The sequence below is a fragment of the Streptomyces sp. NPDC038213 genome, assembly GCF_055600495.1.
The window spans coordinates 1-23,151 of sequence record NZ_JBVJYM010000029.1 but is presented as its reverse complement, the minus strand read 5'-3'; the positions used below and the strand labels follow the sequence as shown (position 1 = coordinate 23,151).

Annotated in this window: 18 protein-coding genes; 11 read left to right on the top strand and 7 right to left on the bottom strand. The window is 76.7% G+C overall.

Annotation, left to right across the window (positions count from 1 at the left end):
• Positions 1-247 precede the first annotated feature (247 nt).
• Together ACZ7JZ_RS28920 and ACZ7JZ_RS28915 are read left to right on the top strand one after the other, a co-directional pair.
• Positions 248-883 carry an effector-associated constant component EACC1 gene (locus ACZ7JZ_RS28920; RefSeq protein WP_470944321.1) on the top strand — a complete coding sequence of 212 codons (636 nt, stop codon included), beginning with the start codon at positions 248-250 and terminating at the stop codon, positions 881-883.
• A 2-nt stretch (positions 884-885) separates the two neighbouring features.
• Positions 886-3,312 carry a caspase, EACC1-associated type gene (locus tag ACZ7JZ_RS28915; protein WP_470944318.1) on the top strand — a complete coding sequence of 809 codons (2,427 nt, stop codon included), beginning with the start codon at positions 886-888 and terminating at the stop codon, positions 3,310-3,312.
• A gap of 99 nt (positions 3,313-3,411) precedes the next feature.
• On the opposite strand, the gene ACZ7JZ_RS28910 is transcribed toward ACZ7JZ_RS28915, so the two are convergent.
• Complete coding sequence (locus ACZ7JZ_RS28910; RefSeq protein ID WP_470944487.1) at positions 3,412-4,773, bottom strand: FAD-dependent oxidoreductase; 1,362 nt, start codon at positions 4,771-4,773, stop codon at positions 3,412-3,414.
• A 237-nt stretch (positions 4,774-5,010) separates the two neighbouring features.
• Positions 5,011-6,789 carry an ABC-F family ATP-binding cassette domain-containing protein gene (locus ACZ7JZ_RS28905; protein WP_470944315.1) on the bottom strand — a complete coding sequence of 593 codons (1,779 nt, stop codon included), beginning with the start codon at positions 6,787-6,789 and terminating at the stop codon, positions 5,011-5,013.
• Positions 6,790-7,443: 654 nt separating this feature from the next.
• On the opposite strand from ACZ7JZ_RS28905, the gene ACZ7JZ_RS28900 reads away from it, so the two are divergent.
• Positions 7,444-8,892 carry a M1 family metallopeptidase gene (locus tag ACZ7JZ_RS28900; protein WP_470944312.1) on the top strand — a complete coding sequence of 483 codons (1,449 nt, stop codon included), beginning with the start codon at positions 7,444-7,446 and terminating at the stop codon, positions 8,890-8,892.
• 73 nt (positions 8,893-8,965) lie between these two features.
• On the opposite strand, the gene ACZ7JZ_RS28895 is transcribed toward ACZ7JZ_RS28900, so the two are convergent.
• Both ACZ7JZ_RS28895 and ACZ7JZ_RS28890 read right to left on the bottom strand, forming a co-directional pair.
• Positions 8,966-9,676, bottom strand: coding sequence for a maleylpyruvate isomerase family mycothiol-dependent enzyme (locus ACZ7JZ_RS28895; protein WP_470944310.1), 711 nt, complete (start codon positions 9,674-9,676; stop codon positions 8,966-8,968).
• 195 nt (positions 9,677-9,871) lie between these two features.
• Positions 9,872-10,330, bottom strand: a complete 459-nt coding sequence (locus ACZ7JZ_RS28890) for a hypothetical protein (RefSeq protein ID WP_470944309.1) — start codon at positions 10,328-10,330, stop codon at positions 9,872-9,874.
• Positions 10,331-10,551: 221 nt separating this feature from the next.
• Between ACZ7JZ_RS28890 and ACZ7JZ_RS28885 the strand changes: the two genes are divergently transcribed.
• From ACZ7JZ_RS28885 to ACZ7JZ_RS28875, 3 genes are all read left to right on the top strand, one after another.
• Positions 10,552-11,553, top strand: a complete 1,002-nt coding sequence (locus tag ACZ7JZ_RS28885) for an alpha/beta hydrolase (RefSeq protein ID WP_470944307.1) — start codon at positions 10,552-10,554, stop codon at positions 11,551-11,553.
• Between the two features lie 349 nt (positions 11,554-11,902).
• Positions 11,903-13,531 (top strand): flavin-containing monooxygenase, encoded by a 1,629-nt coding sequence (locus ACZ7JZ_RS28880; RefSeq protein WP_470944305.1) that lies wholly within the window; start codon positions 11,903-11,905, stop codon positions 13,529-13,531.
• Between the two features lie 74 nt (positions 13,532-13,605).
• Positions 13,606-14,793 carry a UDP-N-acetylglucosamine--N-acetylmuramyl-(pentapeptide) pyrophosphoryl-undecaprenol N-acetylglucosamine transferase gene (locus ACZ7JZ_RS28875; protein ID WP_470944303.1) on the top strand — a complete coding sequence of 396 codons (1,188 nt, stop codon included), beginning with the start codon at positions 13,606-13,608 and terminating at the stop codon, positions 14,791-14,793.
• A 134-nt stretch (positions 14,794-14,927) separates the two neighbouring features.
• Here the strand turns inward: ACZ7JZ_RS28875 and ACZ7JZ_RS28870 are convergent, their stop codons facing one another.
• The gene (locus ACZ7JZ_RS28870; RefSeq protein WP_470944300.1) at positions 14,928-15,590 is read right to left on the bottom strand and encodes a hypothetical protein; all 663 of its coding nucleotides are present in this window, start codon (positions 15,588-15,590) and stop codon (positions 14,928-14,930) included.
• 157 nt (positions 15,591-15,747) lie between these two features.
• Here ACZ7JZ_RS28870 and ACZ7JZ_RS28865 point away from each other — a divergent pair, with 157 nt between their 5' ends.
• Both ACZ7JZ_RS28865 and ACZ7JZ_RS28860 read left to right on the top strand, forming a co-directional pair.
• On the top strand, positions 15,748-16,851 hold the full coding sequence (locus ACZ7JZ_RS28865; protein ID WP_470944298.1) for a DNA polymerase III subunit beta family protein: 1,104 nt from the start codon (positions 15,748-15,750) through the stop codon (positions 16,849-16,851).
• Between the two features lie 363 nt (positions 16,852-17,214).
• A complete protein-coding gene (locus ACZ7JZ_RS28860; protein ID WP_470944295.1) occupies positions 17,215-19,218 on the top strand; it encodes an ATP-binding cassette domain-containing protein in 2,004 nt (667 codons plus the stop codon).
• Between the two features lie 74 nt (positions 19,219-19,292).
• On the opposite strand, the gene ACZ7JZ_RS28855 is transcribed toward ACZ7JZ_RS28860, so the two are convergent.
• A complete protein-coding gene (locus ACZ7JZ_RS28855) occupies positions 19,293-20,234 on the bottom strand; it encodes a hypothetical protein (RefSeq protein WP_470944293.1) in 942 nt (313 codons plus the stop codon).
• Positions 20,235-20,308: 74 nt separating this feature from the next.
• Complete coding sequence (locus tag ACZ7JZ_RS28850; protein ID WP_470944290.1) at positions 20,309-20,902, bottom strand: DUF2867 domain-containing protein; 594 nt, start codon at positions 20,900-20,902, stop codon at positions 20,309-20,311.
• Between the two features lie 83 nt (positions 20,903-20,985).
• Here ACZ7JZ_RS28850 and ACZ7JZ_RS28845 point away from each other — a divergent pair, with 83 nt between their 5' ends.
• The 3 genes from ACZ7JZ_RS28845 to ACZ7JZ_RS28835 all read left to right on the top strand — a co-directional run bounded on the left by ACZ7JZ_RS28845 (position 20,986) and on the right by ACZ7JZ_RS28835 (position 23,059).
• Positions 20,986-21,558 carry a TetR/AcrR family transcriptional regulator gene (locus ACZ7JZ_RS28845; protein WP_470944287.1) on the top strand — a complete coding sequence of 191 codons (573 nt, stop codon included), beginning with the start codon at positions 20,986-20,988 and terminating at the stop codon, positions 21,556-21,558.
• Between the two features lie 92 nt (positions 21,559-21,650).
• Positions 21,651-22,322, top strand: a complete 672-nt coding sequence (locus tag ACZ7JZ_RS28840; RefSeq protein WP_470944284.1) for a hypothetical protein — start codon at positions 21,651-21,653, stop codon at positions 22,320-22,322.
• A 149-nt stretch (positions 22,323-22,471) separates the two neighbouring features.
• The gene (locus tag ACZ7JZ_RS28835; protein ID WP_470944282.1) at positions 22,472-23,059 is read left to right on the top strand and encodes a hypothetical protein; all 588 of its coding nucleotides are present in this window, start codon (positions 22,472-22,474) and stop codon (positions 23,057-23,059) included.
• Positions 23,060-23,151 lie beyond the last annotated feature (92 nt).

Genomic DNA, 23,151 nt, shown 5'->3' with positions numbered 1-23,151 from the left:
CCTCCCCAGAGCGAAACCCCCTGCCTGCGGGGGCAGGGAGGGCTCACCCTAGGCGAACAGAGCCCGAAATATGGCCTGTTGGACCACCAGAATGTCCATCTTGCTTACTGTCAACGGGTGTTGTGGCTGGAACTCTGCGGTCGGGGCCGGGGGGACGGCCTAGGATTCCCCCGCAGATCCCCGGCGGACCTCTCGGCGCGGGCAGGCGGACCGGACCGCGGTGGCGGGCGGAAGGAGCAGCGGCTGCATGGACCTGCGGATCGGCGTCCCGGGGGACGATGAGGACCTGACCGACCTGGGCACCTGGCTGCGGGCCGAACCGGCCCTGCGGGGGCGGGTGCGGGTGCGGCAGGAGGCCGCGCCGCCGGAGCCGGGCACCATGGGCGGGGGCACCGAACTCGTGCTCCAGTGCGCGGAGCTGGGTGCGGGGGTGCTCGCGGTGCTGCTCCAGTGCGTGGACCTCTGGCTGGGCCAGCGCCCGCCGCGGCGCCGCGGCGGGGACGCTGCGGCGTCCCCTGGGGTCCGGGTGACCCGGCCCGACGGGGTGTCCTTCGAGTTCGGCGGGGGCCCGGAGGAGGTGGCACGGCTCGTCGCGGCCCTGTCGGGACATCTGGACGGCGGCAACGGGGCGGGGGGCGGGGCCCGTTCGGGTATGGAGCAGCCGGGCGCGGAGCCGGGTACGGGCACGGCGCCGGGTCCGGGCGCCGAGTCGGGTACGGGTGCCCGTACGGGCCCGCAGGCGGGCGCTGCGGCGACGGGCGCGGCTACCGGCGCGGATCCCGGCCCCGGCGGGGACGCGGGCGGCGCCGGGCGGGCGTTGGAACGCCCGGGGCCGGACTGCGGGCGCGGCGGGGCCGACGGCGGCGATGACGCGGCTGCCTGACGATGACCCGGCTGCCTGACTCCGCGCGCTCCCGCGCGTACCTCTTCGGCTCCGCCGTCTACGCCCACGAGGAGATGGCGGAGCTGCCCGCCGTCGCCCGCAACCTGCGGGACCTGGGCGCGGTCCTGACGGGGCCCTCGGGGGGCTTCGCGCCGGAGCACTGCACCGTCGCACTCGACCCGGCGGACACCCGTACCGTGTTCGGCGGGCTCCAGAAGCTCGCCGACGAGGCCGGGGACACCCTGCTGGTCTACTTCGCGGGCCACGGCATGGTGCGGCGCGGCGGGGACCTGTACCTCGCGCTGCCCGCGACGAGCCGCAGCGAGCTCGCGGTCACCGGATTCCCGTACGCCCTGCTGCACGAGGTGGTCCAGGACTCCCCCGCCGCCAACAAGATCGTGGTCCTCGACTGCTGCTTCAGCGGCTGGGCCGTACAGGGGATGGGCCCGCAGGCGCCGGACGGCCCGGTCGCCCCCGAGGAGCTGGAGATCGAGGGCAGTTACGTCCTCACGGCCACGCCCGCGACCGCGAAGGCCCTCGCCCCCGAGGGCGCCGAGCACACCGCCTTCACCGGGGAGCTGCTGGACGTGCTGCGCACCGGGATCCCGGGGGCGGGTCCCCTGCTGTCGCTGGAGTCGGTGGCCCGCTCGCTGCGGCACCGGGCCCGGGCGCGCCGCCTGCCCGTCCCGGAGGTCCGGGCGGGCGCGTCCGCGGGCCGGCTGGCGCTCGTGCGCAATGCGGCCGGGGCGGGTGGGGCGCGCAGGAGGGAGGCGGGGCCCGCCCGGGCCGGCGGGGCCGCGGCCCCGCCGGGGGTGGCCGTGTCGCTGCCGCGCAGGTCCGGCGGCGGCCTCCCGCCCACCGCCGCGGTCTCCCCGGAGTCCGTCCGGGCGGACCGGACCGTCGCACGGCCCCTCGCGTTCGCCGGTTCGCTCCACTCCACCCGGCGCGAACTGGCCGCCACGCTCCGGCTGCTCGGGCTGACCGCCGCCGACCGGTTCTTCGCCGACATGGGCGGCCCCGGTGCGCCGTCGGAGGCCTGGGCCGATCTGCTGGGCTGGCTCCGGCAGTTCGACGACCCGCGGAGCGACGACGTCGAGGGCCGGATCACGCTCGTCGACCGGTACCTGACGGACCCGGAGCTGTCACCCGAGGTCAAGGTCCTGTACCTGCTGCGGTGGCTCGACCCGCTCGGACCCGTCGTGTTCCGGGGGCTGGGCATCACGTACGACGCGCTGGCCGCGGCCTGCCTCGCCGGAAGCCAGCGCTCCGAGGCCGAGTCGGAACTGCTCGCCGAGCTGGCGGGGACGCCCCTGCTCGACGTCCTCGCCGGTTTCGGCCGGCTGGCCGCGCTGCGCGGGGTCCGGGAGTCCTGGCAAGAGGCCTGCACGGCCTGGGAGGCCTCGGTCGGGCCGCAGGTCTGGTGGCCGAAAACCGTCCGGCGGTGGGCCGCGGAGATCGCACCGGGCGTCCTGCTCGCCGGGCTGCTGCCCACGGCCGGGCCCCCGGGACCGGCCGGTGCGCGCCCCGGCCCTCCGCAGCCCCCGGAGAAGCTCCCTCCCTGGTACGACAGCCTGCTGCGGGCCGCCGACGGACGGCACCCGGTGCTCGCCGACCTGGTGGCACGGGAGCTCGGCCCGCTCGCCCGGCGGGAGGCGCTCGCCCAGCGGGAGGCCGAGGAGCGCTCACGGCAGCTGCGGGTCCGCGCCCGCGGGGTGGAGCGCGCGGAGCGGGCCGCGGAGGCACGGCGGGTGGAGCGGGAGCAGGCGCTGCGGGCCGCGGAGGCGTGGCGGACACGGCCCGCGGCGCGTTGGCTCGCCGTGCTGCGGGCCACGGCGGTCGCCGGGCCCTGGGCGCTCGTACCGCTGGTGCTCGTGTGGGGCGTGTGGTTCTCGACCAGTTACGAATGGGACGCGGCGGTCTCGCTGAGCCAGTGTGCGGGGCTGGGAAGCGCGGCCGCAGCCGCGGCGGTCGGGTGGCGGGCGTACGGGCTCGGGGACGGCTACCGCCCCGCGCTCCGTGAGCCGGAGGGCTGGCTTCCGCCGTGGCGGCCGACCGCGGCCCAGATCGGGGTGCTGCTGCTGTACTGGGCGGTCGCCCGCAACGTCACCGCCCGCACCGACGGGGCGAAGGCCGACTCCGCGCTCCTGGCCGACGTGGGGTGGGAGAGGTTCCTCGACTACGTCGGCCGGGACTCGACCGATTCGGGGACGGCGGTGCTCAGGGCCGTGCTCTTCCTCGCGACGGCCGCCGGCTGTGTGGCGGCGGGCCGCCGCGCCGGTCTCGGCCTCAGCGTGCGGGCCGTACCGCTCGACCCTGCCGGCCTGCCGCTTCCCGCGGGCCGACCGCCCGCCGTCGCGGATGGCGAGTCGGGCCCGGAAGCCGCGGCGCGGCCGGTCGTACGCGCATTCCGGCAGCGCAGGCACCGGTAGCGGTACACGCCGCCGCCCGCGGGCCGGGGCCCGCGGGCGGAAGACGGCCGGACGGCGGCCGGAAGGCGTGCCGCAGGCGGGCGGCAGGCCGTCCGCAGGTCAGGCGCCGCTGGCGTCCAGCATGTCCTCGCGGCTGACGATCTTGATCCGCTCGCGGCCCTGCGGCTCGCCCAGGGCCTTCTCGGCGGCGTCCAGGCGGTGCCAGCCCTCCCAGGTGGTGTGGCGGACGCCGCGCTCGGCGAGGAAGGCGTCGACGGCCTCGGGCTCGGGGCTGGCGGGGGCCGGGAGGCGGCCCTCGGCGTGGTCGGCGAGCAGGTTGGCCACGGTCTCGTTCGCGTCGCCCTTGGTGTGGCCGATGAGGCCGATGGGGCCGCGGCGGATCCAGCCGGTGACGTACGTCGCGGGCTTCGGGGCACCCGCCTCGATCACGCGGCCGCCCTCGTCGGGGACGGTGCCGGACTCGACGTCCCAGGGGAGCTTGGGGAGCTCGTCGGAGAGGTAGCCGACGGCGCGGTACACGGACTGCACGTCCCAGTCGGTGTACGTGCCGGTGCCCTTGACGTTGCCGGTGCCGTCCAGCTCGGTGCGCTCGGTGCGCAGGCCGACGACCTTCCCGTCCTCGCCGAGCACCTCGGAGGGCGACTCGAAGAAGTGCAGGAAGAGCTTGTGGGGGCGGGTGCCCTCGTCGCGGATGGCCCAGTTCTCCAGGGTCTTGGCGACCATGTCGGCCTGCTTGTTGGCGCGCCGGGTGGCGATCGAGGCCTCGTCGTAGTCGATGTCCTCGGGGTTGACGATGACCTCGATGTTCGGCGAGTGGTCGAGCTCGCGCAGCTCCATCGGGGAGAACTTGGCCTGGGCGGGGCCGCGGCGGCCGAAGACGTGGACCTCCAGCGCCTTGTTGGCCTTGAGGCCCTCGTACACGTTCGCCGGGATCTCGGTCGGCAGCAGTTCGTCGGCGGTCTTGGCGAGGATGCGGGCCACGTCGAGGGCGACGTTGCCGACGCCGAGCACGGCGACCTTCTCCGCGTCGAGGGGCCAGGTGCGGGGCACGTCGGGGTGGCCGTCGTACCACGAGACGAAGTCGGCGGCGCCGTAGGAGCCGTCGAGCTCTATGCCGGGGATGCCGAGGGCGCGGTCCGCGGTGGCGCCGGTGGAGAAGATGACGGCGTCGTAGAGCGAGTGCAGGTCGTCGAGGGTGATGTCGGTCGGGTAGTCCACGTTGCCGAAGAGGCGGACCTGCGGCTTGTCGAGGACCTGGTGGAGGGCGGTGATGATGCCCTTGATCCGCGGGTGGTCGGGGGCGACGCCGTACCGGATGAGGCCGAAGGGGGCGGGCATGCGCTCGAAGATGTCGATGGACACTCCGGGAGCGGCGGCCGCGTCGGACTTCAGCAGCGCGTCGGCGGCGTAGATCCCCGCGGGGCCGGCACCGACGATCGCTACGCGCAGGGCGCGGGGCATGGGGTTTCCCTTCGACGTCACAGCTTGATCGAAGAGAAGCCTAAACTAAGGCTTGCCTTACCTGGTACTCGGGTTCGCTTTATGACCCCATAAGCAAGACTTATGGGGCTGGCGGGGCCGAAGGGGCCCGTCCGGGCCCGGAGCCGAGCGGTCCGATTCCGTCCGCATACCGTACACCCGCCTTCCGGCCTGGGGTTTTCCGGGCCGGAGGGCAGGCGTTCGGCGGGGTACGGGGGCTCAGCGGGCGGCGCGCGCGGAGGCCGCACCTCCGGAACCGCCCGAGCCGGACCCGACCGGGACGCGCTCCCGGCCCGCCCGCAACTCCAGCCGGACTCCGCCGAAGGCCCGGCGGAAGCGGCGGTCGTGGGAGACCGCCACGACCGCGCCCGGGTAGCGGGCGAGGGCCTCCTGGAGGTCCTCGGCCAGGCCCGGGGAGACGTGGTTGGTCGGCTCGTCCAGGACCAGCAGGTCCGCGGGGCCCGAGACCAGCCGGGCCAGGGCCAGCCGGCGCTGCTGGCCCGCGGAGAGGGCCGCAACGGGCACGTACAGGTCGGCGGCGCGGAACAGGCCGAGGGCCAGGAACCGGTCCGCGTACTCCTCCGGCGGACCCGGCAGGCCCGCCGCGTACGCGGCCAGCAGGGGCTCGGGCGACGGGTGCGCGGGCAGCTCCTGCGGGAGGTATCCGATCCGGGCGGCGGTACGGCGGACCGTACCCGCGTCGGGGCGCAGCTCGCCCGCGAGGACGCGCAGCAGGGTCGTCTTGCCCGCGCCGTTCGGCCCGCAGACCAGCAGGCGGGCGCCCGGCTCGACCCGCAGGTGCGCCAGGCGCAGCCGGTCGCCGACGGCGATGCCGGTGAGCTCGGCCACGGGCGGGGGGCTCGGGGCCCCCGACGGGCTCGGGAGGTCTGTGGGGCTCAGGAGGCCTGCGGGGCTCGGGAGGTCTGCGGTGCCCGGCTCGGGCGGGGTGAAGGGCGTCACCGTGAACCGGAGCGGTGCGGGCGGGGCCGCGACCGGGGTGCGGCGCAGCTGGTCGAGGCGGGTGCGGGCGGCCCGGACCCGGCCCGAGAGCTTGGCCTCCGAGGAGCGGCGGTGCTTGCCGAAGCCCTCGCGCGGATCGCGGCCGGTGGCGGCGAGGCGGGTGCCGGCCGCGGCGACCAGCTCCTCCGTGCGGGCCAGTTCGGCGCGCCACTCCTCGTGCTCCTGCACCCGGCGCCGGTGCGCGGCCGCCCTCGCGGTGCGGTAGCCCTCCCAGCCGTCGCCGTAGCGGTGCACCGCGCGGGTGTCCTGGTCGACCTCGAGGATCGCAGTGGCGAAGCCCGCCAGGAAGTCCCGGTCGTGGGTGACCGCGAGGACGGTGCCGCGGTGGGCGCGCAGGCGGTCGCGGAGCCAGTCGGCGGCGGCGCGGTCGAGGTGGTTCGTCGGCTCGTCCAGGAGGAGGAGTTCGGCGCCGGAGGCCAGGACGCAGGCGAGGGCCAGGCGGGACTGCTCACCGCCGGAGAGCGAGCCGAGGGCGCGGCGGCGGGGCAGCCCGCCCAGGCCGAGGCCGTGCAGGGCGGAGTCGACCCGGGCGTCGGCCGTGTAGCCGCCGCGCTCCTCGAAGCGCGCGAGCAGGTCGCCGTACTCCGCCAGCCCGGCCGGTCCCGCCGCGCCGAGGGCGGCCTCGGCGGACCGCAGCTGCGCTTCGAGGGCGCGCAGTGGCGCGAGCGCGGCGTCCACGGCGTCCTGGACGGTGCGGTCCGGGCCGAGGGCGAGGGTCTGGGCGAGGTGGGCGGTCCCGCCGGGGAAGACGACGGTCAGCTCCCCGGAGTCGGGCCGCTCCAGTCCGGCGGCCAGCCGCAGGAGGGTCGACTTCCCGGAGCCGTTCTCCCCGATGACGCCGACGCGCTCGCCGGGGCGGACGGAGAAGGAGGCCTGGTCGAACACGGTCCGCAGCGGCGGCGCGGAGGGGGCGGCGGGTACGGCGTACGCCTTCGAGACGTCTTTGAAGGACAGCTGGGCGGGGGCGCGGTGGCGCATGGTCTTTCCCTGGGTGGGGGCCGGGCGCGGGGGCGCACCGGGCCGGGCTTCACGGACGCGGGAAGGAGGCGCGGGACCGCACCGCGGCCGGTGGGCCGGGGGTCACCGCGCGTCGGCGCTGCGCGTCAGCGGAAGAAGTAGTACGAACCCATGGCTCCGAGTGTAGGAGCAACGACTCCCGGACGGCCCGGCATTTTCCGCCCACGGCCCGCCGCCTCCCCCCGGGGGGCGGACGGCGGCCGGGGCCGGGCCACGGGCCGGTCCGGACGGGGCCGGGCCACGGGCCGGTCCGGACGGGGCCGGGCCACGGGCCGGTCCGGACGGGGCCGGGCCACGGGTCGGCCTGGCCGGGCCGGGGCCGGGTGGCGGTGGGTTCGGGGGCCGTGCGCGGCCCTGGGCGAGCGGCTGCCGGGTCCGCGGCCGGGCGACCGCCGGATCGGGGCGGGGCCACGGGCGCATGCCCCGGCCGGGCGGCGGGCAGCCGTCGGCCTGCGGCCGGTTCCGGGCCCGGCCCCGGCCCGGCGAGCGGCCAGCGACTGTACGGCAAGCTGACGGTTACTCAACTAGCCTTTCAGACAAAGGAATTGGCCTACACAGAAGGCATCGGTGCGGAATTCGCACGTCCGGGCGGGACCGGGTCCTAGCGTGATGGGCATGACCTCGATCAGGTTCTGGCGTGCGCCGCTGCTCTCGCTGGCGGCCGTCTTGTCGCTCGTCCCGCCGGGTGCCGCGGCAGTGGAGCGCCCGGGGCCCACCGGCCCGACGGGTACCGCGGCCGCAGCGGCTGCGAAGGATCCGGCGGGCCCGGCCGCTGGGGCGGCGGCCGGGGCGACCCCGGACCGGCCCTCGTACGACGTGCGCCTGCGCGCCGACGGGGACGGGATCCGCTGGACGGGCCGCCAGACGGTGTCCTTCCGCAATGCCTCCCGCAGCCCGCTGCGCTCGGTCCACCTGCGCCTGTGGGGCAACGGGACCGACGGCTGCGGGGCGCCCGGCAGCCCGTCGCCCGTGAAGGTGGCCGGGTTCTCCGGGGGCACCCCGCGCCCGCCCGCCGTGAACTGCACGGCCGTGCGCGTCGACCTGCCCCGGCCGCTGCCGTACGGGGCCCGTGCCCGGATCTCCTTCGACCTCTCGCTCACCGTGCCCGACCGCGTCCAGCGCTTCGGCAGGGAGGGCGCGCACCGCTACGTCGGCAACGCCCTGCCCCTGCTCGCCGTCCGCGGCGCGCAGGGCACCCGCCTCGACCCGGACGTGGGCTTCGGCGAGAGCTACCACACCCTCGCCGGGGACTTCCGGGTCCGTCTCGACCACCCCCGCACCCTGGCCGTGCCCGCGACGGGCACCACCGTGCGGCGCCCCGGCGCGCCCGGCCGCGCCGTCACGACCAGTACCGCCCGCGGCGTACGGGACTTCGCCTGGGCGGCCGGACCGTTCCGGTCGAAGGAGGTGGTCTCGCCCGGCGGCGTCCGCCTCCGCGCGTACTGGACGGCCGGCACCCCGGTGCAGGGCATCGAGACCGACCTGCGGGACGGCGCCGCGTCCCTGGACGAGTTCGGCGCGCGGTTCGGGCGCTACCCGTACGGCGAGGTCGACCTCGTGATGAGCGACCGCTTCGACACCTTCGGGAACATGGAGTTCCCCGGCTTCGTCCTCCTGTGGACCACGGACGAGGGCTCGGCGGTGGTCCACGAGCTGGCCCACCAGTGGTTCTACGGGATCGTCGGCAACGACCAGTTCGCGTCCCCCTGGCTGGACGAGTCCTTCGCCCAGTACGCGACCCAGCTGTACTACCGCGACGACACCGAGAACTGCCTCGGCCGGCACGGGCCGTGGCCCAGCGCCTCCGCCGCCCTGACCCGGTCCATGGGCTACTACGCGCAGGGCCGCCGCTCCGAGTACGGCGCGGTGGTCTACCGCCGCGGCCCCTGCATCCTGCACGAGCTCGAACGCGCCCTGGGCTCCCCGGCGATGGCCGCCGTGATGCGCCGCTACGTACGGGACAACTGGCTCGGGATCGCGACCACCGCGGAGTTCAAGCGGGCGGCGCAGGCGGCCACCACCCGCGACCTGCGGCCCTTCTGGACGGAGCACCGGATCCACTGAGCGGCGGGGGAGACGGACGGGAGCTGCCGCACAGCCGGGACCGGGGCCCGGACCGGGAGGGCCTCAGCCCGCCTCAGCCCGCCGCGGGCCCCGGGGGTCCTGCCGATCCGGCCGCGGGTCCGGCCCCGCGCCCCGCCGGGCAGCGGCTGCGCAGCAGCTCCACGCCCTCGCCCGACAGTTCGTCCAGGTACGGGGTGCGGCCGGTCATGGCCATCACCAGGGCCAGCGTGGGTCCGGTGACCAGCGCCCCCGCCCCCGTCTCGAAGGGGCCGTCGTCCGCGACCAGGCGCAGCCCGCCGATCCTGCCCTTCGCGAGCACAACCGTGTCGGATCCCCGGTAGTACGAGGCGACGGCCGTGAGCGGGGGCACGGGACCGGTGCGGGGGATGCCGAGCGGGCGGCGGATGTCCGCGCCGTGCACCACCGCCTCCCCCAGCATCGCCACCACGGGCAGCGGCGGCTTGGTCCGGCTCGGCACGGCCCTCCGGAAGCGCTCCAGGGTGTCGGCGGGCGTGGGCCCGAGCTGTTCGGCGAGCCGTACGGCCACCTGCCTGTCGAAGTCGAACCCGCAGCGGACCACCCCGGCCATCCAGCGCACCGGGTTCAGGTTCGCCGCGGCGGTGAGGTGCGCCAGGACCTCGCGGACCGTCAGGCCCGTGCACAGCGACGGGGTCGACCACTGCTCCGCGGTGAGGCCGGCGAGGTCCTCGGCGAGCGCGGCCCGCTCGGCCCGGACCAGCTCCCACAGCTCCGCGCGCCCCGCCCGTCGTCCGCCGTCGTCCATGGCCGCGGCCTCCCGTCCGGCGCCCGCGCGCCGCCTCGCCTCGTGTCCCGTGACACGGGCGGCGGTGGTGCGGCCGCCCGGCGCGCAGCGTACCCGCGGGCGGCGGCGCCGCACCGGCGCACCGCCGCCCGGGCCGGACCCCGCACGGCGGCAGGAGCCGGCCGGCATCAGCGGGCCCGGCGCAGGGAGCGGGCGTCAGCGCAGGGAGCGGCCGTAGCCGAGGGCCTCGTCGACGAGTTCGGCGGCGGAGGCGTTCTGGAGGCCGTCCGCCGGGCCGGGGAGCCGGTCGCCGGATCCGGGGCGGGGGACGTTCGTCGCGAAGAGGAGCACGTAGTACTCCGCGTCGCGGCCGGCGTCCGACATCAGCCTGCGGACGATCTCGACGAGTTCGGCCCGGGTGACGTCGGCCACCCGCGGCCGGGCCGGGCGGGCCGCCTCCAGCGCGAACTCCTCCAGGTCCCCGGCGCTGCGGCGGTACGCGAAGTCGCAGGCGTCGTAGGCGTGTCCCGTCGCCTCGTTGAAGGCGCGCACCGCCTCGGCCCCCGCCCCGGGCTGCCGCTCCAGCAGTGCGGCGATCCGCTCGATCTCGCCGCGCAGTTCGCGCAGGCGGTCGCCGGACGGCCGCGGAGGGAGCAGTTCCGGTCTCAGGTCCATGGGTCCAGCATCCCTTACCGGCCGCACGACCGGTTTTGCAGGGTCCGGACCCGCCGGGCGGCCGGGGCGGGCCCGGCGCAGGCGGCGGGGCGGTGCGGCGCGGGAGCGCCGCCGGGGGCGGTGCGCCCGTACGGGCGGTGCGGGGCGGGTGGTTGACTTCGGACCATGGATCATGCGCAAGCATTCGCCGGCCGGGCCGGCGCCACCCGGGGCGGGACCCCGTGACGGCCGTGGGCGGCCCGCCGCCCCTCGACCCGGAGCTCGCCGCGGCGCTCGCGGCCCAGGGCGGCGCCGGGGAGCCGCTCACCCCGGAGAACCTGGCCGCCTGCCAGGAGCGCGACCGGGCCGTGCGGCCCCGGCCGGGCGTGGAGGAGCTGTCGGAGGGCGGCCGGTTCGAGGTGGCGGAGCTGCGGGTGCCGGGCCCGGAGGGCGCTCCTGAGGTCACCCTCGTGAGCGGCCGCCCGGCGGGGGTGCAGGGGCCGCTGCCGCTGCTCTACTACGTGCACGGCGGCGGCATGGTGGTGGGCAACGCCTGGTGCGTGCTGCCCGACCTGCTGCGCACCTGGGCGCTCCCGCTGGGGCTGGCCGTGCTCTCCGTCGAATACCGGCTGTCTCCGCAGGCGCGCTACCCGGCGGCCGTGGAGGACTGCTACGCCGGGCTCGTCTGGGCGGCCGCGCACGCCGGAGACCTGGGCATCGACGCGGACCGGATCGTGATCGGCGGCAAGAGCGCCGGCGGCGGGCTGGCCGCGGCGCTCGCGCTGCTCACCCGGGACCGGGGCGGGCCCGTACCCCTCGGGCAGCTGCTGCTGTGCCCGATGCTCGACGACCGGGGCGGCTCGTACTCCAGCCGGCAGATGGCGGGGGTGGACACCTGGGACCGGACCTCGAACGCGACGGCCTGGCAGGCCCTGCTCGGCGACCGGTACGGCTCCGCGGACCTGCCGCCGTACGCGGCCCCGGCCCGGGCCGCCGACCTGTCCGGGCTGCCCCCGGCCTACCTCGACGTGGGCTCGGTCGAGACCTTCCGCGACGAGGGCACCGCGTACGCCGACGCGCTCTGGCGGGCCGGCGGCGAGGCCGAACTGCACGTGTGGCCCGGCGCCTTCCACGGCTTCGACTCGTACGCGCCGGACGCGGCCGTCAGCCGGGACGCCCGGGAGGCCCGGACCCGGTGGCTGCGCCGGATCCTGGCCCGCGGCGGCGCCGCCGGGGGCGGGTGACGGACCGGCCGTAGCGGGCGGGCGGGGAGGCGGCCGCGGGCGGTCGGGCGGGGAGGCACGCGGTGACCCGGCACGGGGGGCGTGGGCGGCGCCCGGGCCCGCGGCCCGGTCCGGACCCACCGGACCGGCGGCCGCATGCGCGGGCGGGAGGGCGGCGGGCGGGGACCGGTTCCGGCCGCCCCGCAAGATCACTCGTACGTGGCACGCGGGTCCCCGGCCGGGCGGCGGCGGTCACGGATGCCGCTACGATCGGTCGCCCTGAGTGACCACCCAGGGTCCCGGAACCGGGACCCGCGAAGGGGCGGCCCGGCACCGGCCGGGAGGCTCGCTCCACAGGGAGGCGGCGCCCGTGGCCCGCGACGGATCCGGCACCGAGTGCCGCAGCACCGGCGAGCGGCACGCCCCGCAGGAGGACCCCGGGCAGGAGCCGCACGGCGGCCCGGGGGCCGAGCCCCGCACCCGCGAGGTCGCCGTGATCGGGGCCGGACTCTCCGGGGTGGCGGCCGTGATCGCCCTGCGGGAGGCCGGGTTCGGGGACGTGCTCGTCCTGGAGCGGTCCGGGCGGCTCGGCGGGACCTGGCGCGACAGCACGCACCCCGGCTGCGGGTGCGACGTACCGGCCGTGCTGTACGAGTACTCCTTCGCCCCGCACCCGTGGAGCCGCTGCTTCGCCCCCCGCTCCGAGATCCTCGACTACCTCCGCTCCACCGCCGCCGCGCACGGCGTGGACGAACTGATCCGCTACGGCACGGACGTGCTCAGCGCCCGCTGGGAGCCGCGCGCCCACCGCTGGCGCCTGGAGACCACCACCGGCACGTACACCGCCCGCGCCGTGGTCGTCGCCACCGGGCACCGGCACCGGCCCCGCCGCCCGGACATCCCCGGGCTCGACACCTTCCCGGGCCCGTCCTTCCACTCCGCGCGCTGGGACCACGGCACGGACCTGGCGGGCCGCCGCGTCGCCGTGGTGGGCACCGGCGCGTCCACCGTGCAGTTCCTGCCCGAGATCCAGCCGCGCGCCGCCCGCGTCGACGTCTACCAGAGCACCCCCCACTGGGTGCTCCCCAAACCCGACTACGCCGTGCCCGCCGGCCTCCACCGCTTCCTCGTGCGCCATCCCGCCGCCCGGCGGGTCCTGCGGGGCGCGCACCGCTGGACCCACGAGGTCCTCGGCCTGCCCCTGCGCCACCCCGGGCTGCTGCCGCCGCTGGAAGCCCTCGCCCACCTGCACCTGCGGGCCGCCGTCCGCGACCGGACCCTGCGCCGGATGCTGACCCCCGGCTACCGGCTCGGGGGCCGGCGCCTGATCGCCTCCGACACCTACTACCCGGCCCTGACCCGGCCCAACGTGCAGCTGCACCCCACCCGCGTGGCCGCCGTCGAGGGCTCCGAGGTGGTCGGCGCCGACGGCAGCCGCACCCCCGCGGACGTACTCATCCTCGCCACCGGCTACGACCCCGGCCGCCTCCCCCTCGCCGGCCGGCTCTACGGCAGCTACGGGAACACCCTCGCCGAGAGCTGGGCCCGCAACCGGCGCGCCTACCTGGGCACCAGCGTCAGCGGCTACCCGAACCTCTTCCTGCTCCTCGGCCCCAACCTGCTCACCGGCACCACCCCCGCCCCCACCGTCCTGGAGGCCCAGCTGCGGTACGTCACGGACGCCCTGCGGCATCTGCGCACGCACCGGTGCGCCGCCCTCGACGTGAAACCGGAGGTCGAGGAGGCCCACCAGCACGCCCTGCGGGAGGCCCTCGACACCACGGTCTACAACACGGCCGGCGGGCAGGGCGCGTACTTCGGGCTGCCCGGCGTGAACACCTTCTGCTGGCCCTGGTCCACCGCCCGGCTGGTCCGGCGGCTGCGCTCCTTCTCCCCCGACGACTACACCTGGACCCTGGCGGGCGCCCTCCCCCACCAGGCGCGGCGCCGGCAGGGCGGCACCCCGGCAGCCCGCCCCGGCGGGCCGGGGCGCCCGTAACCCGGGCACGGGCGCGGGCCGGGGCACGGACGGGCCGCGCCCCCCGCCGGGGGCCGCGCGGCGCAGACAGTAGGGTGGCCCGGGTGAACACCTCGACTGCTCTCCCGCGCTCCTTCCGGCTCCTCGTGACGGGCGGAGGGACCGGCGGGCACACGTACCCGGCGCTCACCGCGATCCGCACCCTCCAGGGGCGCCTGGCGGCCCAGGGCAGCACCCTCGACGTGCTGTGGATCGGCACCCCGCAGGGTCTGGAGGCGCGCGTCGCCCCGGCCGAGGGGATCCCCTTCAAGACCGTCGCCACGGGCAAGATCCGCCGCTCGGCGAACCCGCTGAAGATGCTGTCCGCGGCGAACATGAAGGACATGGCGCGCGTGCCGCTGGGCGTGGCCCAGGCCCGTTCCATCGTGTCCGAGTTCGCGCCGGACGTGGTCCTGGCCACCGGCGGGTACGTCGCCGTGCCCGCCGGGCTCGCCGCACGGCTGTGCAAGCGCCCGCTGGTCCTGCACGAGCAGACCGTCCGGCTGGGCCTGGCCAACCGGAAGCTGGCCGGCTCGGCCACGCGGATCGCGGTGTCCTCCGAGTCCTCGCTGCCGCTGCTCCCCGCCGAGGTCCGCGACCGCGCCGTGGTCACCGGCAACCCGGTGCGGCCCGAGGTGCTGTCCGGGCACCGCGAGAAGGCCTTCCACGCCCTGCCGCTGCACGGGTTCGAACGGCGCCTGCCGACGGTGTACGTCACCGGCGGCGCGCAGGGCGCCCAGCAGATCAACGGGATGGTCCGCGACGTCCTGCCCTGGCTGCTGAGCCACGCGAACGTGATCCACCAGTGCGGTCCGGCGAACGTGGACGAGCTGCGGGCCGCGGCGGCCGGTCTGGACCCGGTGCTGGCGGGCCGCTACCACCTCACCGGGTTCGTCGGCCCGGAGCTGCCGGACGTGCTGGCCCTGGCCGACGTGGTGGTCTCCCGCAGCGGCGCCGGCACCCTCGCCGAGCTCACCGCCCTCGGCAAGCCCGCCGTGTTCGTCCCGCTGGCCACCTCCGCGGGCAACGAGCAGGCCCACAACGCCCGGCACCTCGCCGAGGCGGGCGCGGCCGTCGCCCTCATCGACGAGGTCGGCCCGCAGGCGCTGGTACAGGCCGTGGGCCCGCTGCTCACCGACCCGCTGCGGCGGGCCGCGATGGCCGAGCGGGCGCGCGCGTACGGGCGCCCGGACGCGGCGGAGCGCCTGGTCGACGTCCTGCTGTCGGCGGCCTCCGCCCACTGAGGGCGGACCCCCGTCCCGCCGCCCCGCCGGGCCTCTCGGCGGGGCGGCGGGCGGGGCGCCGGATCCCCGCGCCAGCGCGTACTGCGCGAGTACGTCGGCTCCTGAGTGCGTGCGTGTCCCTGCTCGCGGGTGCGTCAGCGGCCGTACGTACCGCTGCACAGGCGCGTGACCGCGGGGTTCGTCACGCCCTGCGAGGCCCTGCAGAGGTCCGCCATGTCCACCCGCGGCGGGGCCTGGACCCGTGCGGGGAGCCGGGGCGTGCGCCGCGGGGCGGGCCGCTGCACCGGGTGGCGGGGCGGCGTACGGCGCAGCCGGGGCGCCGCGGACGCCTTCAACCCCTTCTTCCGCTTCGCATCCGGTTTCCGGTTCCGCTGCGGCTTCGCCCGCGGCGTCTCCTGCCGGGTCCGCTGCCGGGTCTGCTGCCGGGGCGCGTGCCGGATCTGCTGCCCGGTCTGCTGCTGCGCCGGTGTCCGCCGCGCCCGGGGTGCCGGCCGGTCCTGCTGCTCCCCCTGCTCCCCGTGCTCCTGCTGTCCGCCGTCGCCGGGGAGGGGGCCGAGGGGCAGGGCTCCGTACCAGTCCGACCGCCCGGGGCCGGGGCCGGTGTCCGCCGCCCGGCCGGTGTCCGCTGCGGGGCGCGGCGAGGCCGCCGCGGCGGCCCGGGGGGCCGGGGGTTTCGGGTCGGCGGGCGGGCGGGCCGGACCGGCCGGGCCGCCCACGGAGACGCATCCGGTGGCGGTGAGGCAGACGAGCACGGCCAGGGCCGTGAGGACGGTCGGGAGCTGCTGGCGGCGGCGCATCCGCCCACTGTGGCGCAGTGTCCGCCGCGCCGTGGGCGGTGGCGCGCGGATTAACGCCTTCGGGGGTCACGGCGGCGGGAACCCCGCCGGAGCCGTACGGAAGCCGCCGGGAGCGGGGCTTGACCCTCGACTTGGTGGAGGGACCAGAGTCCGGGGTGTGGAGAACGAGATGCGCAGTATCGGCGAGACGGCCCGGGACAGCGGACTGAGCGTGAGTGCGCTGCGGTTCTACGACGGGGCCGGTGTGCTGGTCCCCGACCGGGTGGACCCCGTGAGCGGGTACCGCTGGTACGGGCCGGGGCAGTTGGCGGAGGCCAGGCTGCTGTCCCATCTGCGCCGGGCGGGGATGCCCCTGGCCGACGTCCGCCTGGTGGTGGCCGGCTGGTCCGGCGCCGACGGCGGGCTGGTCCTGAAGCTGCTCCAGGCGCACCTGGACCGGCTCGAAGGCGGGCTGTCCGCCGCGCGCGCCGAGTTCTCCGCGGTCCGTTCCCTTCTCGACACGCGGGAGATTCCCATGAGTTCACCGACCACCGGCGCCCCGTCCGCCCGACTGACCGTGTCCGGGGTGGAATTGGCTGCCGCGCTGGACTCGGTCCGGTTCGCCGCGAGCACCGATCCCGAACTGCCCATGCTGGGCGGGGTCCTGTTCGACTTCGAGGGCGGTTCGCTGCGCGTGGTGGCGACCGACAGGTACCGGCTGGCCGTCGGCCGGGCCGACGCCTCGGCGGCGGGCGACCCGGGCCGCGTCCAGGTGCTCGTACCGTCCGCGCTGGTCGATGCGATGCGGGCGCTGCTCGGGGACGGGGAGCCCGTCGGGCTCGCCCTGTCGGCGGGGCGGGTGCACCTGGAGGCCGGGGACCGCGAGGCGGGCGGGCGGTGCCCCGGGCACGAGTTCCCCGACTACCGGCGGCTCGTGCGGCTCCCGGCCGGGCGGCGGGCGCCCGTGGCCGCGGCGGCCTTCCGGGCGGCCGTGGCGGACGGCCCCGTCCTGGCGGGCGAGTCGCGCGAACTGGACGGCGTGCCCTACGAGGTGGCCCTGCTGCGGGTGACGGCGGAGGGGACGGCCTCGGTGTGCGCGCCGGACGCGCCCGGCGAGGGTGCGGTGGCGGTCAACCGGGCGTTCCTGATCGAGGCCCTCGACCGGGCCGGGCGGGCCGAGCTGGTGCTGGAGGCCGGGTCGCCGACGACTCCGCTGGCGGTCCGCCGTACCGACGACGAAGAGGCGTTCTCCCTGCTCATGCCGGTGCGCCTGGCGGACTGACCGGTGCGGCCGGCCCGTCACGGGGGTGCGGGCCGGCCGGGCCCGGAGCGGGGCCCGCGGGGTCCGCAAGCCATTTCCCGCGGCGCGCCCCGGGCATCGGCGGGTTCCGGCCAACCTGGCTCCCCGTACCCTCGCGGCGGCCCTGCGCGGCGGGCCCGGGGGCCGGTGGCGCCGGGGCGGCCGAGTCGGCCGGATCGCACTGCTCCGCCCCTCCGGCTGCTGTCTACTCACTGCCTCCGGTTCCCTTCCGCTTCCGTGTGCCGCCCGCCCCGTCCCGGGGCCGGGCTGCTCCACCGCGCCTCGGCGCGGTGCGCGGCGGAGGGGCCGACCGGCCGTCTTCACCGACCCGTTGGAGGAGCAGGCATGTCCGTACCTGGGTACCGGCCGCCGCGGCAGCGCGCGGAGGAACAGTCAGCACGGCAGGAGCGGCGGGAGCACCGACTCCCGCAGGACCGGCAGAACGCGCAGAAGCAGGCAGGCCACGCGGAGCAGGCGGCGGATCCGGGCGGCGCGGCCGCGCTCCCGGCCCCGCCCGAGCTCACGTACACCGGGGGCCACCACAAGGAGGCGATGGAGCAGCTGTCCCTGGCCCGGATGGCCCGCCGGGTGCCGGCCGCACTGGTGCAGACGGCCCGGCTGGCCTGGGAGGTGAACCGCGCCGCGTTCGTGTGGCTGGTGTCCGCGCAGCTCCTCGGCGGGGTGTGCACGGCGGTGGCCCTGGCGGCCGTCTCGCGGGCGATGGGCCCGCTGCTCGCGGAGGGCACGGTGGCGCAGCGGATCTCCGGGGCCGCGTGGCCGCTGTGCGCGGCCGCCGCGATGACGGCGCTGGGCTCCCTGTCGTCGATCGCGGCGGGCAGTGCGGCCCGGCGGCTCAATCCCGGGATGGCCACGCGGGCCGATCTGGCGATGGTGGACGCGCACATGGACGTGGAGCTCGCGGCGTACGACGCGCCCGACTTCACGGAGCGCTCGGAGGCTGCGGAGACCGGCTCGGCGCGCTCGGGGATGCTGCTCCAGGACGCGCTCGGGTTCACGGGCGGTCTGATCGACCTCCTGGCGGTGGCCTCCGTGCTGTCGGTGGTCCACCCGGTGCTGTTGCCGCTCCTGCTGCTGTCGGTGGTGCCCCGCGGGCTGGGCGCGGTCTTCGCCGCCCGCCTCGACTACCGGCTCCACAACGAGACCGTGGCCTCCCGGAACATCCGCCACATGATGCGCTGGCACCTCACGACCCACAAGCTCGCGGACGAGCTGCGCGGCAACGGGATGCGCCCGTACGCCCACCACTGGTACGAGGCGGTCTGCGCCCGCATCGACTCCCGGATGGTGGCCTCCGCACCGCGCTACCTGGCCGTGTACCTGACGGCCGCCGCGGTCTCCGGCCTGTTCACCGTGCTGACCTGGCTGGCGCTCGCGGGGCTGGCCTCGGCCGGGTACATGGCCCTCGGCGCGGCGGCCACCGCGATCGTCGCCATGAGGACCTCGACGGCGGCCCTGTCGAAGCTGGTGGTCTACGGGGCCGCCATGTTCCAGCACGCCCTGTACCTCGGGGACTACGCCTCCTTCCTGGTGCTGGCCGCCGAGCAGTCGGGGCCGCGCGGCCCGCACGCGATGGGGAGCCCGGAGGAGATCCGCTTCGAGGGGGCGACGTACACGTACCCGGGGAAGGACTCCCCCGCGCTGGGGCCGGTGGACCTCACCCTGAACCGCGGCGAGGTGGTCGCGCTGGTCGGTGAGAACGGGGCCGGCAAGTCCACGTTCATCCGGCTGCTGACCTCGCTCACCGCCCCCACCGGCGGCAGCGTCTCCTGGGACGGCGTCGCGACCTCGGCCGCCGACCAGCGCTCGGCCTGGCGGCACGTCGGGCTGGTCACCCAGTCGTACGGGCACTGGCCGTTCTCCGCGCGCGAGAACATCACCCTCGGCCGCCCGGACCCGGACCGCGGCGAGGAGGCGGTCCGGGACGCGCTGGGCTCGGTCGGCATGAAGGAGGCCGTCGAGCGCTTCCCGCAGGGGCTCGACACCCTGCTGGCCCGCTCCCTGTGGGGCGGCCACGAGCCCTCGGGCGGCCAGTGGCAGCGGCTGGCCTGCGCCCGCGCCTTCCACCGGCGCCCGGCGGTCCTGGTGATGGACGAGCCGACCTCGGCGATGGACCCGCGGGGCGAGCACATGGTGTTCTCGGGGCTGCGGGGCATGAAGGAGGAGCGGATCACGGTGGTGGTCACCCACCGCATGGAGAACTGCCGGCTGGCCGACCGGATCATCGTGCTCGACCAGGGCCGCATCACGGAACAGGGCACGTACGACCAGCTCGCGGCCCGCGAGGGCGGCACCTTCGCGGAACTGGTCCGGCTGTCCGCGGACCGGTAGCGGGGCGGGTAGGCGGATGGGGGGCGGGGACTGCAGTGCACCGGATCCCGGCCCCTCGTCCCCGCCCAGCCCCCTCAGTCCCGGCGGTAGGCCGCCGCCATCGCCCGGTAGACCTCCTTCGGTTCCCAGCGGGTGCCGTCGAGCATCCGCACCACCCCGTACGAGCCGAGGTCGGCGGCGCCGGACCGGCCGAAGCCCGCGAAGGTGAACCACAGGGCCGTGTCCACGCCCTCCTCCTCGAAGACCGCGAGGAGTTCGGTGAGGTAGCGGACCTGCTCCTGCTCGTCGGGAACGGCGCCGGCGGGCACCTGCCAGGCCGAGCCGCCGAGCCCGGCCGCCCCGCGGTAGGCGCAGGTTCCGAACTCGGTGACGGCGACCGGCTTGCCGTGGGCGCGGTGCGCGCGCAGCTCTTCGCGGAAGGTGCCGGCGTTGTAGGCGGCCCGGTAGGCATCCACACCGACCAGGTCGAACGGGCTCCAGTCCACGGCCTCCCAGGGCCCCGAGGCGTAGGTGAGACGGCCGCCGAAGCGGGCCCGTACGACGGCCGCGGCCTCGGCGAGGAAGGAGTTGAGCCGCTCCTGTACGGGGCCCAGCGAGCCCCACCAGGCGAGGTCGGCCTCCCCCATGGTCCGCAGGCGGTCGCCGTACGTCTCCCCGGGGATGAACCCGCGGCAGAAGGCGCTGGCCTCGCAGCCCGCGACGAACACCACCTCGGCGCCGGTCCGGCGCAGCTCCTCGGCCCGGGCGGCGCAGTCGGCCAGGAAGGGCAGCACCCCGTCGGCGGGGAGGTCCACGGGGAACGGCGCGAACCACACCTCCAGCCCGGCACCGGCCGCGTGGCGCGCCGCCGCGGTCAGCCGCTCCGGGTCGCGGCCCGAGACGCGTACGGCATCGCAGTGCAGCTCACGGGCGATCACGGCCATGTCGCGGCGGACCTCCCCGGGGTCGAACTCCTTGCGGGAGAGGTCCCCGCCGGGCAGGAATCCGGTGTCGTAGTTGATGCCCCGTGCGCGCATGGGCCCGCCTCCTGGGATGGGTCCGGTTCGACCGGGTCGGATCCTTCCCGCCGGCCGTGGCCCGTACTCCGGGCTCAGCGCGTCCCGCGCGTGTACTCCCGCCAGAAACGCGTCCACTGGCGGGTCATGGCCGGGTACACGAAGAGGTACCGGAAGGGGAGGATGGCGGCCATGTAGAGGCGCCCCGCACGGCCGTTGGGTTTGACGAGCACGGCCATCCGCAGCTCGCGCCCGCCGTCCGGCGCCTCGACCCAGCCCAGGTGCATGACCCCGTGCACGGTCTTGTTCGCGATCTCGCGGGCGCTCTCGTACGGCAGCTCGTAGACGGTCCTGAACGCGGCGTCCCCGGCCTCCGGGCTGTGCGGGAGGTCGCGCAGGTCGGCGGGGAGCCGGTCGCGCAGCGAGGGCACCCGGCCGTCGAGCCCCTCCCCGGGGACGTCCCAGCCGAGTACGGCGCCGATCTTCCAGCGGGCGGCGAGGAGGAGGCGCGCGACCTTGGAGTCGTTCGAGCCGAGGGAGGCGCGCAGGGCGGCGCAGGCGGCGGGGAACTCGTCGGCCCGGCCGCCGGGGGCGGGGAAGGACCAGACGTCCTCGACGGTGAAATCGCGGGTGAGCTCGTGGATCCGCCAGGGCTGCTCGGTGAAGGCGGTCTCTGCTGTGCGGGACATGGTCCGGCCTCGTTTCTATACGCCACCGTACACTTCATTTGTACGCTAACGTACAACTCCGACGCGATCAAGGAGACGACCCGATGCCCGCAGTGGCCCGCACCCCCCGAGGCCGCTGGATCGAGGCCGGTCTCGACGCCCTGGCCGCGGGCGGTCCCGACGCGGTGCGCGTGGAGGCGCTCGCCGCCGCGCTCGGCGTGACCAAGGGCGGCTTCTACGGCTACTTCGACGGCCGGCCCGCCCTGCTCGCGGAGATGCTCGACGAGTGGGAGCGCCGCAGCACCCGCGAGGTCATCGAGCTGGTCGAGGCCGCGGGCGGCGATCCGGCCGACCGGATCCGGCGCGCGGGAGAGCTCACCTTCTCCGAGGACCTGCACCGGATCGACATCGCGGTGCGCGTCTGGGCCCGGCAGGACGCGGCCGTGGCCGACCGGCTGCGGCGCATCGACAACGAGCGCATGGACTTCCTGCGGAAGATGTTCGGCGCCTTCGTCGGGGACCCCGCCGAGGTCGAGGCGCGCAGCGTGCTGGCGTTCGCCCTCGCGATCGGGCGGCACTTCATCGCGGCGGACCACCCGGGGCGCACCCGGGACGAGGCGGTCCGCCTCGCCGGCGAACAGCTCCTGCGCACGCCGGAGCCGCGGGCGGGCGCGTAAGGACTGCGGGGCCGGGCCGTCATCCGCCTCCCCGCGGGCCCTGCGGCCCCGGCTGCCTGAGAGACCGTCAGCGGCCCGTGCGAGGGTGGGGCATGACTGTCGCATCCCACGATCCCGTTCAGCCCGCTGAACCCGCAGGACCGGCCCGCTCCGCCGGGCCCGCCCCCGCCGCCGGGCCCAGCGCCTACGTCAAGCGGCTCCCGATCGGCGAGCGGATCCCCATGCCCGTCGACGGGATCCCCTTCTGGGAGATCTTCCCGTACGAGGGCGACCTGCGGATCCGCGTGCTGGAGGAGCCCGTCCTGCCGGAGCCGCCGCGCAACGGCGAGGACGGCGGCACCTGCCACGGCTGTACGGACACCGACCGGCTCGTCCTGTGGAGCGACGCGCACTGGAAGCTCCGCGGCTTCGCCGAGCCGGGCGGCGTGCCCGCCATGGTGATGCTGATGCCGCGGGGCCACTGGGACCTGTCCGGGATGCCGGCCGGGCGGGCGGCCGAGTTCGGCCCGGTGGTGCAGCGGGTCGAGCGGGCGGTCATGTCCCTCGGCGGGATCGCACGGGTCCACGTCAACCGCTGGGGCGACGGCGGCGCGCACCTCCACCTGTGGTTCATCGCCCGCCCCGCCGGAATGCTCCAGCTGCGCGGCACCTGCCTGCCGCTGTGGGGGGACGTCCTGCCGAAGGTCCCCCGGGAGGAGTGGGACGACGGCAACCGCCGGATCGCGGCCGCCATGGCCGCCGGAGGCGGCACGGCCCACGTGTAGGCCGCCCCTGCGGACCCCGGCGGATCCGCCCCGTCCCCCGGCCCGCCGCCCCGGCAGCGGGTGCGGGCCCCGCCCGCCTGGGGGATGCTGGCCGTGCGGGACGCGGCCGGCGGGCGGGCCGCGGGTCCCGGGCGAGGCGAGGAGGGGCCATGGGCGCGGACACGGGTACGGGCGACGGCCCGGGTACGGGATCCCGTACGGGCACAGGTGCAGGTGCAGGGGCGGGCGCAGAGGGGCCCGCCGGTGCGGGGCGGCCTGCGCGCGGCGCCGGTGCCCGCGGCCGGAGGGCGGCGCTCGTCTGCGCCGCCGCGGTTCTGGCCGCGGCCTCGGCCGCCCCCGCCGCGGTCCCGTCCGGCGGTCCCGCGGCCCGCACCCCGGGGCCGGTGGCGGTCGCGGTCGCGGACTGTGCCGGGGAGCCGCACGTGCGCCCCGCCGAGTACCTGCTGGCCTGCGGGGACGGGAACAACCGCCTGGTCTCCCTGGAGTGGACCAGCTGGGGCCCCCGTACGGCGAAGGCCCGCGGCACCGACCTGGTCAACGACTGCGTGCCGTACTGCGCGGCCGGGCGCTTCCGCCCGTACCCGGTGGAGGTCACCCTGAGCCTGCCGGAGCCCTGGCCGGGCCGTCCGGGCACCAGCCGCTTCACCTCGATCCGGCTGGTCTACCCGCAGGCCGCCCCGGCCCCCTCGGGCCACGACGTGACTCTGCCGCTCGTCCTGCCGCCCGCGGTCCCTTAGGCCCAATGTTGGTGACTTAAGTTCTGTCCTGCCGAGTGATGGTGACGGTGTCAGGTGCGGGTGGTGTCCCGTTGCGATGCTCGGCTCGTTTG